Below are 12,059 nucleotides of genomic sequence, written 5' to 3'. Positions count from 1 at the left end.
CTTCTATTGTTAGTACTTGAAAATTCGCTTGAAGTGTGGAATGTATCCGCAGGTTAACCCGGGAATGGAGCGTTCGGGCGGGCGTAGTACACCCAGGCGAGTACGGCGGCGATGATGAAGAACACCACGCAGCCCCAGAAGAACGTGGCCGGTGCCATCAGCGAGAGCAGGATGCCGACGATGAAGGGGCCGAAGGCACCTACGGCACCGGTCCAGCCGATCACGCCACCGGATTGGCGCTTGTTAAAAATCATGGGCATCTGCTTAAACGAACCGGCGTTAACCAACCCGGAGAAAAACGCCATGATGATCATCATGGAGAAGAACCAGATGAACTGATCAGGGGAGTCTGGGTTGAGGAAGAGCGCGGCGGCACCGGTGAATACTGCCATTCCAGCAAGGCCGATGAATGTCCAGATAGCGCCTCCGAACTTGTCGCACAGCGGGCCCCACAATGCGCGGGTGGAGGCACCCACGAGCGGGAAGAGGAAGGCCCAGGCTGCGCCGCGCGGGAGGTCGTCGATAGGCACGGTGTCGGCAAACTGGGAGGTAATGCCGAAGGTGTTGTTGATCAACAGCGCCAGCTGGGCCGTGAAACCAGCGAAGGCGCCGAAACCAGCCAGGTAGATGATGGTCATGATCCAGGTGTTCTTGTTGCCAAAGATGTCGATCTGCTGGCGGAAGTTCGCCTTAACAGGAACGTCCTTGAGCTGGCTCCACGCGATAATCGCCATGATGATGGTCCATGGGGCCAATACGATCGCTGGGTTATAGACGTAGAGGGGCTCACCCGTTTCATGGGCGCGGGTCGGGGCGACGAAGCCAATTCCCAGCAAGGTAAAGCCCATCAACCACGGGCTGACCAACTGGATAAATGACATGCCCAGGTTGGACAAACCTGCCTGCAGGCCCAGTGCGGTACCCGACTTCGACTTCGGGAAGAAGTAGCCGGTCGATGGCATGAACCCGGAGAACACGCCGCCACCAATACCTGCCAAGAAGGACAGCGTCAGCAGCATTCCAAAGGAAGTGGAGGTGTCTTGGACGGCGAAGAACCAGCCGAACATGGGGATCAGGAACAGCAACGCCGACATGGTGACCAGCTTGCGGGTACCCATGATCGGCGGTAGGAACATGAAAACTAAGCGGAAGAGGCCGGCGGAGAGACCTGGGACCGCGGTGATCCAGTAGAGCTGGCTGGTGGTCAGATCAAAACCGATCTGATTGAGCATCGGCGCGATTGCCGAGACCATGTACCAAGTACAGAAACCAATGAACAGTGTGATCGTTGAGATCCATAGGGTCTTCCAGGCGATCTTCGAATCCCAGTGATCAGGGTCTTCTGGGTCCCAACCGTGGAGCACCCGCTGTGAAGTATCGAGCTGCGTCATATCACTTTCCTCAATCGTGGAAACGCTAAAGCGTGCGGACTTTTCTGTGACGCAGTTCTAAGAACCATCTGAGAGGAACCGCGCCTCTTTGAATAGGTTATCGGTATATCCTCAGGTTATCTTGTTTATTACGAGAAAGTTCGAATTTATTAAAGGCATGAAACTGTGATGTAAATATGTCAACAAAACTTTTTCCGTACATACCATTTAAGATAGGTAGGAGTAATGGGAGTATTGTCAGATAAGACTTCCTCACGGGCTGCTGTGATTGTCGTCTCGGATCGAATTTGCGCCGGAGATCGCCAAGATAAGGCATCGCCAGTGGCAGTGGAGCTCCTCGAGCGCGCCGGTTTTCAAGTCGCACCGGTCGCAGTCATTAATGAGGGGTTCGACGATGTTTCCCGCGCACTTGCCGCTGCAGTGAGTGAGGGTAGCAACCTTGTGGTCACGTGCGGGGGGACCGGGGTGGGGGCGCGCAATCTCACGCCCGAGGCAACGCTGGGAGTGATAACAACCAGGCTTGAGGGCCTCGAAAATCAGATCCTTTTCGAAGGCTTGAAATCCTCGCAGCAGGCGGGCCTGTCCCGCGGGGTAGTGGGCCTGACTTCGCGGGAGAGCAATGGAGTGCTCATCGTGAATGCGCCGAGTTCGCCGGGCGGCGTCAGGGATGCGTTGACGGTCATCGCTTCTGTGTGGCCGAATATTCAGGAGCGACTAGGGCAATAGTCAATAGGTCTAGTAGATTTATTAAAACTCGCAATAAAAATATTTGCAAAAACCAATCGTACGGTTGGAAGAAATTGTACACTCGGTGCAAGAAGTTCCCGGCCACATGGTGAACGCTTCCTGCCTCACAGCTCCACCTCGCCGAGTCTGCGCAACTCATCGGCGGTGTCGTAATCTGTTTCGCGTCCATCGCCGGGAACTTCTGCCAACGTTTCTGCAGAATAAATCAATTTTTTCGCCGACTTATCGCGCGGCGACCCCAGCGAATTCAGCGCTTCTTGCAAAGAAGTTCGGCGCCACAGCGCACACAGTGGTTGCAGCATCCCGTCACTAACCACGGCAGCAACATCGCTTGACGACGATTCCAGCGCCTCGTACAGCGACTGCACAAGCCCCGCGGATGCCGGTGCATCCACGGCAAGTACTGCGATGAACTCGTTGGACAAACGCGCGGCCCCCGCCGCGATCCCGGCGACGGGTCCACCAAACGGAGGATCCTCGCTGACAGTAGGGATTCCGAGATCCTGCGAGGAGACCACAACATAGTCCATCTCCTCAGGCAGGCTTGTCAGGAGGACATCAACGAGGCGGACACCGTTGAGACGCACCTGAGCCTTGTCAGCTCCCATGCGCGTGGAGCGCCCACCCGCCAACACGACTACCCCGATATCAGCCGTGGTCACTCGGGGAGCTTCCGAGACCAATCGCCGGAGCGACCACCCGATTTCGCCACGATACCCATCCGACGAATCAACGCTGAGCGATCCACGCCTTTGACCATATCGATTACTGCGAGAGCCGCCACGGAGACGGCTGTGAGCGCTTCCATTTCCACACCCGTGCGGTCCGCCGTGCGGACAGTGGCTTCGATGAACACGTGATCGTCGCGAAGCTCTAGCTCAACACTGGCGCCGTGGACGCCGATGGTGTGTGCCAGCGGTAATAAATCGGGGACCTTCTTCGCCGCCGAGATGCCCGCGATGCGTGCCACCGCCAACACATCGCCCTTGGGAACAGTGCCGTCGCGCAGGGCCTGCATCACCTCAGCGGAGCAGGCGACTTCCCCTTGAGCCGTGGCCGCGCGCACTGTTGGCGTTTTCTCCGTGACGTCAACCATGTAGGCCTGACCGGAATCGTTCAGGTGCGTGAATTTCATGGGGACTCCTTTAAGTTTGGGTGAGAAGTACGGTGACGTGGTCGTGCTGAGTGGGCGCACTATCGGTGTGTTCATTCTCCACGATGGCCAGTCCGTCGGTGGCAGATAGCGAGCCCACTAGGTGCGAACCGGCGCCGGATGTGGAAAAGGCAGTGGCGATGATCTCGTCACCGGAAAAGTCCAGGCGCACCGGAACGACCAGCGTGACGGCCTTCTTCGGCTTTGGGAAGTCAGCGCCTATGCGTGCGGTGACCCGCGGGCGGTCAAATATCGACGAGGCTGTCGGCAGACCCGCCGTGGCGCGGAGCAAGGGCGCGATATAGAGATGGAAAGAATTGAAGGCAGCGACAGGATTGCCGGGCAGGCACACCAGGGCCGCATCGTTCCACGTGCCCATACCTTGCGGTTCTCCTGGGCGTTGGGCCACGGGGCCGAACCACATCGTCTCGGATGCACCTGTGACCGCTCGGACGACATCAAACGCCCCGACGGACACCCCGCCGGAGGTGATCACGATATCGGCGACGTCGCTGGCGTGGTCTAAGACGCGGAGGAATTCTGCGTTGTCATCGCCGACGTGAAATTCGTGCACGTGAGCTGCGCCATTAGCGCGGGCAAGTGCAGCGAGCATCGGGCGATTCGAGTCGGGGATTTGGTACCGCCTCGCCTGTGCCGCCGATTCGGCCAACTCCTCGCCGGTAGAAATCACGGCAACGGTGGGAGGGGCGTAGACGTCCACCTCCTCGATGCCCAGGGAGATCAGCGCGGCGAGGGCGCCAGCATCGATCCGGGTCCCAGGCTTAACGACGATGTCACCCACCTCAACGTTCGAGCCCGCCAAGCGGATATTCGTCCTGGAGTAATCTGCGTGTGTGATTGTCACCGTGCTGGGCAACGGGACGGGGCCGCGGGCGATATTGGTGTTCTCGACGGGAATGACAATGAGGCCATCGATGTCGGGGACGGGCGCGCCTGTCATGATTCGTGCCGCGGAACCGGCTGGGAAGATCTCGGGTACGGCGCCGGCAGGAATGTCTACGTGCACGGGTAATTCCCACGGTCCGGTGCCGGGAAGATCAGAGGCTCGTACGACGAATCCGTCCATGGCGGAATTACTAAAAGGTGGCACGGCCCGGCGCGCGTTGGCCTCGGTGGCCAGCACAGACCCGAGCGCCTGGTCGACGGGAATCCCGCGGGTGACCTGTGGGGTAGCCATCCCCAGTACCTCACGAAGGTGCTGGTCAATCGGGCGTGCAGGATGAGCTGATAAACCGTGAGCCATAGTGGATTAGCTTATCCACCGATGGCGGACATGGGGCGATCAGGCTGCAAAAATCCCTCGTCGTCGATGCCGTGGCCGGGCTTCTTTAACCACATCGTTCCGGCCCACGCCTCGGCAAGATCGTCATCGGTAGCACCCGCACGCATGAGGTCGCGCAGCGAGGTTTCCGACTCTTGGGAAGAGAAGAGGCAGCTGCGTACAGCCCCGTCGGTGGTTAACCGGGTGCGGTCGCAATCGCCGCAAAAGGAATGCGTCACACTCGCGATGATCCCAATGGTCCCGCTTAAGTCTCCGTCGGTGGCCTCCCACACCGCGGCCGGTGCCGAGCCCCGAGGGGCTCGGGCTGGCTGCAAATCGAATTCACGGCGCAGATGGTCCAGGATCTGTTCTGCTGTGACCATATCTTCGCGCTTCCACTGCTCGCGCGGGCCAAGAGGCATTTGCTCGATGAAACGCAGCTGCGCTCCCTTCGACAAAGCGAAGCGTGCAAGATCAACCAAGGAATCCTCGTTGACACCTGGCATGGCAACGGCGTTGATTTTCACCGGGTTCAGTCCTGCTTCGAGGGCAGCATCGATTGCTGCGAACACGTCGTGGATACGATCGCGCCGGGTGAGTTCCTGGTAGAGCTTCGGGTCAATCGTATCGAGGGAAATGTTGACCCGATCCAGCCCAGAATCAGCCAAGTGTTGCGCTTTGCGGGCAAGCCCCAAACCGTTGGTGGTCAGCGCCGTGTCGGGAGCAACGCCTTCGTCGGTACGCATCTCTTTCGTGGCCGCGAGAATCTGATCAAGGTTTTTGCGCAGCAAAGGCTCTCCACCGGTGAAGCGCACCATCCGGATGCCGAGTTTTTCCACGCCGATGCGAATAAGCCGGATAGTTTCCTCGTCGCTCAAGGTGAGATCAGTGGGGATCCACTCGAGGCCCTCTGCAGGCATGCAATAAGTACAGCGCAGGTTGCAGCGATCCGTCAGGCTTACGCGCAGGTCATGCGCGACGCGACCAAATTTATCCACCAACGCACGGGACCCGTCAGCAGCAGGAGACGGAAGACCCTCGGGAGGCGTATAACTCGCGTCCGACACTGCATGCGTGGGAGTGAGAGTTAGCGGAATCCGGGTGAGTGAGCTTTTGGTCATGGTGACATCATCCTACGAGGTGGGCGTGAAAAAACCAAGGGTTAAACTCGGGGTTTTCCGGAAATAATGACAACAGGGGCAGCCTAATTCTGTGACGGAGGGGATGTAGGGGTCGAAGGGTGCGAGCGGTTTCCCGGACCCTTCAGCGCGATGACGTTAAAGTCACCGTCCTTGAGATGCTTGCGTAGGTCCTTCTTATCGAATTTGCCCACAGACGTCTTGTCAATCGAGCGCACAAACGTCCAATACTCCGGCAACATCCACGCGGGCAGCTCCTTGCGGAGGCGGTCGCGCAGCTCCTCGGCCATTTCCTCGCTGGGGCCGTGCTCTTCGTAGAGCACGGTGACAGCCAAGGGGCGCTCGCCCCATTTCTCGTCGGGGTAGCCGATCACGGCACATTCGACGACCTCGGGCGAGGCCATAATGAGGTTTTCTAATTGGACGGAATAGATCCACTCGCCGCCCGACCTAATGACGTCGCGGGCCCGGTCATACAAGGTGAGGAAGCCGTCGGCGGTCACCGAGCCAACATCGCCGGTGCGTAGCCAACCATCGGCAGTAAACAACTCTTCGCCGTCGTTGACCTCGACACCACGGAAGGACGCTGCAGTATCGCCATTGTCCTCGGCGGGCGAGTGGTAATAGCTAGACGTGACCATATTCCCGCGGACCTGAATCTCGCCTTGGTTTCGGTCGGTGGCGCGCACGACCTTGCCGTCATTGACCACGCGGTACTCAAAGGACGGCATAAAGCGACCCTGAGAAATTCGATATGCCCAGCGTGCTTCACCCGATGCGCCTGACGGTGGCCTGGCAATGGTTCCCACTGTGGAGGTTTCCGTCATACCCCAGGCGTGAATAATGTCCACGCCGTAGCGCTCCTCCCACATCTTCACCAAGGCTGGAGGGGCAGGGGAGCCGCCGACGTAGATCTCGGTGAGACTCATGCGCTCGGGAGGATTATTGGTGTAGTGGACCATGAGCTGGATCCAAATCGTGGGTACGCCGTGAGCGACGCGAGGATGCGTTGCAGCAATCAGCGCCGCCAACGTCGGCGCGGAGACATCCGAGTCAGGCAGAACCAAAGGCGTGCCGGACATAAACGCCGCGAAGGGAACGCCCCAGCTCAAGACGTGATAGATGGGGATGCAGCACAAAAAGGATTCCCCATGTGTAATGGCCAGCGAGTCAGTTGAACGCAGCGACATTGCCTCCAACCAGATCGAGCGGTGTGAATACACAACAGCCTTAGGCGCACCAGTCGTGCCCGTGGAGTAGCACATCGCGGCAGCGGTTTGCTCCGGCAACTCGGGCCAGTCATAGACAGTCGACTGCCCGTCGAGCAGACCCTCGTAGGAGTAGACAGCAATGTGCTCCGGGAACAGGTCCTGGAACTCGTCGATAGGCGAGGTGCCCGTAATCGCGATCGCGCGGACCTTCGGACAATCGACGACTACCGTCGCGGCCTTCTCCGCTAAGCGCGGGTCGATGACGATGACCTCAGCCTCGGAATGATTGAGGATGTAGGAAATCTGGTCGTTCATCAGCTGCTTATTCACGGGTGCGAACACAGCACCCTTAGAAGCGACCGCGAACATCACCTCGAGGTGTTCGGCACAGTTGTATAACAAGGTAGAGACGCGCTGATCGCCGTCGATGCCGAGCTTGTCGTGTAACGCGTGGGCGAATGCCCCGGCCCTGGCAGCAATATCGCGGAAGGTAGATTCCTCGGCTGCGTCCGTCCGCCAAGTAGTCACCTTGGTCGAGCTATGGACCGTGGAACCGTATTCCAAGATCCGGGCGATCGACATCGGGATGTCTTGCATAGTCGAGAGCATGCGCCCTACTTTAGCTGGGAATGGAACGTGGGGGTTTAAAAGCGGGGGTCGAAAACACACTATTGAAATCCATCGACTACACTTGCCTCCAAGATCGACGGGTACAGTCCTAAACAGGGCTGATTACTATCCGCGGATTATCTCCGGCCATTCGACGGCGGACCACGCGCGCCCCGCGAGAGGACCCGATCTTCTTTCTCTATCTTGCTTTTTACTCCCAAGGTGCGTGACGCCTGGGGAATAAAAAGAACTATGTCTGCCTTACAATATCTAGGTTGCTTTCCCGTGCAGCACTAGATGGGCAGCAATCATCCACACGAAAGCTTCCGGTGAGTGTGCTTGCACTTTAAATGTGGTTCAACACAAAGTGCGGAGACGTGTACGGTCAAGCGACGAAAGGACATCCGTGACGCAAACGGACAATGCAGTAGCCAACCAGGATTTGGCTACCATGAAACTTCCTGAACTGCGCAAAGTTGCCGCAGAAAAGGGCCTCAAAGGCGTTTCCGCCCTGCGTAAGGGCGAACTGATTGAGGCAATTAAGACTGGGTCCGTCCCAGCTAAGGCTTCCGCGACGAGCGGCCAGGCCAGCGCTCAGGCTCAGGCTGAATCTGCACCCGAGTCGGCACCTGAGGCCAAAACAGAAACCAGCAAGGCACCTGCCAAACGCGCCACTCGCCGGGTCACCCGTAGTGCGGGAACGCCTACTTCTTCGGCGAAGACCGAAGACAAGCCTGCGGAGAAGCCAGCTGAATCCGCGGATTCCGCAGATCAGTCCGCTGAGGCGACTGCCGAGGCAAAGCCAGCCGAGAGTTCTTCGGAGCAGGCTGGCAATAATGGTGAGGGCGATCAGCGCTACGAATCACGCTCGGCTGCGCGCCGGGCCCGTCGCTACCGCGCTCGTCAGGGCGGGAATAGCGACGAGCAGGATCACGATGGTCAGGTTCGCGCCGGTGGCGACGACGCTGCTACGGCTGCAGGGGCAACCGATGCAGTAGAAACGAAGTCGGATTCTCAGACTGATGCCAATGATGATTCCGCAGGCGATTCCCGTCAGGAATCCTCTGGCCAGGACAATCGGAACAGGCGCAACTCCGACAATCGCGATAACCGCCAGGACAACCGGAATAATCGCGACAACCGGGACAACCGTGACAACGCGGACGACGACGAGTCCGACAACCGCGGGAACAACCAGGGCAACCGGAACAACCGCAATAACAACCGCGGACACAGCGACGACGATGAAGGCGGCAACCGTCGCGGTCGTCGTGGACGCCGTAACCGTCGTGGACGCGACCGCGACGGCCGGGATAACCGCCAAGACAACCGTGGCCACGGGGACAACCGCCAAGATGGCCGTGGTGGTCAGGGCAACCAGGGCAACCAGGATATTGAGCCTGAAGAGTTGCAGGAAGTAGCAGGCATCCTCGACGTCGTCGATAACAATGCTGCTTTTGTGCGCACCACCGGCTACCGCTCGAATCCTGCCGACGTGTTCGTGCAGAACAATATGATTCGCCAGTTCGGCATGCGCTCCGGCGACGCTGTTGTTGGCCAGGTACGCCAGAACAGCCAGAGCCAGTCTCATGGCAGCGGACGCAACCGCAGCAAGTACAACAAGCTGGTTCGCGTGGATTCCGTTAACGGAATGGATCCACAAGAGGCGAAGCAGCGCCCAGAGTTCCACAAGCTCACGCCGCTGTACCCGAACCAGCGCCTGCGCTTGGAAACCGAGCCCAACATCTTGACCACTCGTGTCATCGACCTGGTTATGCCAATTGGTAAGGGCCAGCGTGCGCTGATCGTCTCGCCTCCAAAGGCTGGTAAGACGACGATTCTGCAGAACATCGCGAACGCCATCGCAACGAATAACCCTGAGTGCTACCTCATGGTTGTGCTCGTCGATGAGCGACCTGAAGAGGTCACCGACATGCAGCGCAGCGTCAAGGGTGAAGTCATTGCTTCCACCTTCGACCGCCCACCTGCCGAGCACACCGCCGTGGCAGAACTTGCCATCGAGCGCGCAAAGCGCCTCGTGGAGATGGGCCAAGACGTCGTCGTCTTGCTCGACTCGATTACCCGTTTGGGTCGTGCGTACAACAACTCCTCGCCAGCTTCGGGCCGTATCCTCTCCGGTGGTGTGGACTCGAACGCGCTGTACCCACCGAAGCGCTTCCTGGGCGCTGCCCGCAACATCGAAGACGGTGGCTCGCTGACCATTATCGCTACCGCGATGGTCGAAACCGGTTCTGCCGGCGACACCGTCATCTTCGAGGAGTTCAAGGGCACGGGTAACGCCGAGCTCAAACTCGATCGCAAGATCGCAGAGCGTCGCGTCTTCCCAGCAGTGGATGTCAACCCATCGGGTACGCGTAAGGACGAGCTTTTGCTCGTTCCTGAAGAGGCACGCATCATGCACAAGCTGCGTCGCATCCTCTCCGCCCTGGATTCCCAGGCCGCGATCGATCTGCTGATCAAGCAGCTGAAGAAGACTAAGTCCAACGGTGAATTCCTCATGGGCGTGGCGAAGAGCGCCCCAATGGTCGCAGATACGGATACGGAGGAGTACCTCTGATGGCAAACGAAGTTTCACTTGTCGACGATTACGTCTCCGAATACGAGGGCATCCAAGCCCAAATGTCGGACCCGGAAATCACCGGTAACCAGGACTTGTTCCGCAAGATTTCCAAGCGTTACGCGGAGATCCAGCCGATTATCACGGCCAACAACAAGCTCGTCCAGGCCCGCGAGGACCACGAGGCAGCACTCGAGATGGCCAGCGAGGACAAGGAATTTGCTGACGAGGCCAAGCGCCTCGAGGCCGAGATCGTGCAGCTCGAAGAGGAACTGGCAGACCTGCTGGCACCTCGCGACGAGCACGATGCCGACGACGTGATCATGGAAATCAAAGCTGGTGCCGGTGGCGAGGAGGCCGCACTGTTCGCAGGCGACCTGGCCAAGATGTACCAGAAGTACACCGAGAAGCACGGCCTGACCTGGGACGTTCTTGACCTCTCCGAGTCTGATCTCGACGGTGTTAAGGACATGACCATTGCTATCAAGTCGAAGAATCCTTCGCGCGATGGCGCCTGGTCGAAGCTGAAGTTCGAGGGTGGCGTCCACCGCGTGCAGCGCGTGCCGGTCACCGAGTCGCAGGGTCGTATCCAGACCTCGGCGGCCGGCGTGCTGGTCTACCCAGAGCCCGACGAGATCGAAGCCGTGGACATCGACGAGAAGGATCTGCGCGTCGACGTCTACCGTTCCTCGGGCAAGGGCGGCCAGGGCGTGAACACCACCGACTCGGCAGTGCGCATCACGCACCTGCCTACCGGTGTGGTCGTGACCTGCCAGAACGAGCGTTCCCAGATTCAAAACCGCGCCCGCGCGATGCTCGTCCTCCAGGCTCGCCTGGACCAGATGCGCCGCGAGGAAGCGGAGGCCGAAGCTGCCCAGGGTCGCGCCTCCCAGGTGCGCACCATGGACCGTTCCGAGCGCATCCGCACCTACAATTGGCCGGAGAACCGCATCTCGGATCACCGCATCAATTACAAGGCCAACAACCTTGACTCGGTGCTCGGCGGCAACATGGACGATCTGATCACCGCCCTGCAGACCCACGAACGGCAGGAGCGCCTTGAAGCGGAATAAGATCCGCACGCTTCTCGACGACGCTACCGCACGCCTCACAAGCGCCGGAGTGGATTCCCCAGAGGTCGACGCGCGCATTCTCGCCGCCGAACTGCTGGGGATTCGTCCCATTCAGGTGGCCCTCGTCGAGGATCTCCCCGCGGATTTCGAGGGGAGATTCGAGGCGTGGGTAACTCGTCGCGAAGCGCGCGAACCGTTACAGCACATCGTTGGCACCGCGCCTTTCGGCCCGCTCGACCTCGAAGTGGGCCCCGGTGTGTTCATTCCGCGTCCCGAGACGGAAGTGCTCGCGGATTGGGCGGTCGGACGCATTGCGCTTCTCGACGAGCCCATCGTGGTCGATTTGGGCACCGGCACGGGGGCGCTCGCGCTCTACATTGCCTCCCAGCGCCCCGATGCGCGAGTGATTGCAGTGGAGAAATCAGCGGAAGCCCGTGAATTTGCCCGGCGTAACGCGGAATTAGCGGGCGGGAGCTCGTCGATAAGCATTGTCGCCGGCGACATGACAGACCCGGAGCTGCTCCGCGACCTCGACGGCACTGTCGACCTCGTTGTGTCTAATCCGCCGTACGTACCGGAAGCGGAGGATCTCCAAAAAGAGGTCTACGTTGACCCGCATCAGGCGGTGTTTTCTGGTGCCGACGGGATGGATGCGATTCGTGGTCTGGTGCCGGTGGCTGCTCGGCTCCTCAAGCCGGGCGGGGGATTGGGCATTGAGCACGACGACACGACTTCCATGGATGTTCTCGACGTTGTTGCTGCTCATGGGCAATTCAATGAGCCTGCAGTGCCGCAGGACTTCACTGGACGCGATCGATTTGTGATTGCGAGTAAGCTTGCACAAGACGAAGACGCTTGAGCACATTAGAAGGGAAC

10 protein-coding genes are annotated in these 12,059 nt (G+C 59.3%); 4 read left to right on the top strand and 6 right to left on the bottom strand.

The features are described 5' to 3' along the window. Nucleotides 1-53: 53 nt before the first annotated feature. Nucleotides 54-1,391 carry a nitrate/nitrite transporter gene (locus tag A37O_RS0101890; RefSeq protein ID WP_018295796.1) on the bottom strand — a complete coding sequence of 446 codons (1,338 nt, stop codon included), beginning with the start codon at nt 1,389-1,391 and terminating at the stop codon, nt 54-56. Nucleotides 1,392-1,616: 225 nt separating this feature from the next. Here A37O_RS0101890 and A37O_RS0101885 point away from each other — a divergent pair, with 225 nt between their 5' ends. Beyond that, nucleotides 1,617-2,117, top strand: a complete 501-nt coding sequence (locus tag A37O_RS0101885; RefSeq protein WP_018295795.1) for a MogA/MoaB family molybdenum cofactor biosynthesis protein — start codon at nt 1,617-1,619, stop codon at nt 2,115-2,117. 125 nt (nt 2,118-2,242) lie between these two features. Here the strand turns inward: A37O_RS0101885 and mobA are convergent, their stop codons facing one another. The 5 genes from mobA to A37O_RS0101860 form a co-directional block, all read right to left on the bottom strand. Then, nucleotides 2,243-2,800: a molybdenum cofactor guanylyltransferase gene (gene mobA / locus A37O_RS0101880; protein WP_018295794.1), complete on the bottom strand. Its 558-nt coding sequence runs from the start codon at nt 2,798-2,800 to the stop codon at nt 2,243-2,245. Continuing rightward, nucleotides 2,797-3,273 carry a cyclic pyranopterin monophosphate synthase MoaC gene (gene moaC, locus A37O_RS0101875; protein WP_018295793.1) on the bottom strand — a complete coding sequence of 159 codons (477 nt, stop codon included), beginning with the start codon at nt 3,271-3,273 and terminating at the stop codon, nt 2,797-2,799. The genes mobA and moaC overlap by 4 nt, the downstream gene beginning before the upstream one ends. Before the next feature lie 10 nt (nt 3,274-3,283). Then, nucleotides 3,284-4,555, bottom strand: coding sequence for a molybdopterin molybdotransferase MoeA (locus tag A37O_RS0101870; RefSeq protein WP_026196043.1), 1,272 nt, complete (start codon nt 4,553-4,555; stop codon nt 3,284-3,286). A gap of 11 nt (nt 4,556-4,566) precedes the next feature. Next, nucleotides 4,567-5,694, bottom strand: coding sequence for a GTP 3',8-cyclase MoaA (gene moaA / locus A37O_RS0101865; RefSeq protein ID WP_026196042.1), 1,128 nt, complete (start codon nt 5,692-5,694; stop codon nt 4,567-4,569). An 83-nt stretch (nt 5,695-5,777) separates the two neighbouring features. Next, a complete protein-coding gene (locus A37O_RS0101860; RefSeq protein ID WP_018295790.1) occupies nt 5,778-7,532 on the bottom strand; it encodes a long-chain fatty-acid--CoA ligase in 1,755 nt (584 codons plus the stop codon). A gap of 406 nt (nt 7,533-7,938) precedes the next feature. On the opposite strand from A37O_RS0101860, the gene rho reads away from it, so the two are divergent. From rho to prmC, 3 genes are read left to right on the top strand one after another with little or no spacing between them, the layout of a single operon-like run. Beyond that, nucleotides 7,939-10,110, top strand: coding sequence for a transcription termination factor Rho (rho, locus tag A37O_RS0101855; RefSeq protein WP_018295789.1), 2,172 nt, complete (start codon nt 7,939-7,941; stop codon nt 10,108-10,110). Then, the gene (gene prfA, locus A37O_RS0101850; protein WP_018295788.1) at nt 10,110-11,183 is read left to right on the top strand and encodes a peptide chain release factor 1; all 1,074 of its coding nucleotides are present in this window, start codon (nt 10,110-10,112) and stop codon (nt 11,181-11,183) included. Before rho ends, prfA begins: the two co-directional genes overlap by 1 nt. Next, nucleotides 11,170-12,042 carry a peptide chain release factor N(5)-glutamine methyltransferase gene (prmC, locus tag A37O_RS0101845; RefSeq protein WP_018295787.1) on the top strand — a complete coding sequence of 291 codons (873 nt, stop codon included), beginning with the start codon at nt 11,170-11,172 and terminating at the stop codon, nt 12,040-12,042. The genes prfA and prmC overlap by 14 nt, the downstream gene beginning before the upstream one ends. Nucleotides 12,043-12,059: the final 17 nt, after the last annotated feature.

This window comes from Corynebacterium lubricantis DSM 45231, assembly GCF_000379425.1.
Classification (GTDB): domain Bacteria; phylum Actinomycetota; class Actinomycetes; order Mycobacteriales; family Mycobacteriaceae; genus Corynebacterium; species Corynebacterium lubricantis.
The sequence above is the reverse complement of the archived record's forward strand: the minus strand, read 5'-3'. Positions and strand labels throughout refer to the sequence as shown.

Excerpts from the sequence above, each read along its gene's own strand:
- A37O_RS0101890 (WP_018295796.1), bottom strand. The coding sequence starts at position 1,391 with ATGACGCAGCTCGATACTTCACAGCGGGTGCTCCACGGTTGGGACCCA.
- A37O_RS0101885 (WP_018295795.1), top strand. The coding sequence starts at position 1,617 with ATGGGAGTATTGTCAGATAAGACTTCCTCACGGGCTGCTGTGATTGTC.
- moaC (WP_018295793.1), bottom strand. The coding sequence starts at position 3,273 with ATGAAATTCACGCACCTGAACGATTCCGGTCAGGCCTACATGGTTGAC.
- A37O_RS0101870 (WP_026196043.1), bottom strand. The coding sequence starts at position 4,555 with ATGGCTCACGGTTTATCAGCTCATCCTGCACGCCCGATTGACCAGCAC.
- moaA (WP_026196042.1), bottom strand. The coding sequence starts at position 5,694 with ATGACCAAAAGCTCACTCACCCGGATTCCGCTAACTCTCACTCCCACG.
- A37O_RS0101860 (WP_018295790.1), bottom strand. The coding sequence starts at position 7,532 with ATGCTCTCGACTATGCAAGACATCCCGATGTCGATCGCCCGGATCTTG.
- prfA (WP_018295788.1), top strand. The coding sequence starts at position 10,110 with ATGGCAAACGAAGTTTCACTTGTCGACGATTACGTCTCCGAATACGAG.